This window comes from Curtobacterium sp. ODYSSEY 48 V2 (genome assembly GCF_023712625.1).
GTDB lineage: Bacteria > Actinomycetota > Actinomycetes > Actinomycetales > Microbacteriaceae > Curtobacterium.
This window is the reverse complement of record NZ_JAMAXX010000065.1, coordinates 1-390: the sequence shown is the minus strand read 5'-3', so window position 1 is coordinate 390 and position 390 is coordinate 1. Positions and strand designations below refer to the sequence as shown.

The window sequence follows — 390 nt, the reverse complement described above, 5'->3', positions numbered from 1 at the left end:
CCCGAGGCTTATCGCAGATTTCTACGTCCTTCTTCGGCTCCAGATGCCAAGGCATCCACCGTTTGCTCTTAGAAACTTGACCACAAAGATTAAAATTGCGATCGACTCGAACAACAACCAACCCGAAAGCCGGTCATCATCACGAGCGATCTAAGATGCTCGCGTCCACTGTGTAGTTCTCAACATACGATCGGCACCAGCACTCCCCCACCAACCGGTAGGTTCACCCTGGCCCAACGAAGGACCCGTAGGCCCAACCCCCACCAACACTCACGTGTCAACAGGAAGCCTGGTCCCTCAGGACCCAACAACGTGCACCAGCCGACCCGCTCACCCCGACCCGTCCCAACCAGCAAGCTGGCGTACTAGGGCCGGAAGCTACGCTCCCGA

At 57.4% G+C, this 390-nt stretch carries 1 rRNA gene; it reads right to left on the bottom strand.

Annotation, left to right across the window (positions count from 1 at the left end):
* A 23S ribosomal RNA gene (locus M3666_RS16500) occupies positions 1-82 on the bottom strand; the annotation flags it as partial.
* Between the last annotated feature and the right edge of the window lie 308 nt (positions 83-390).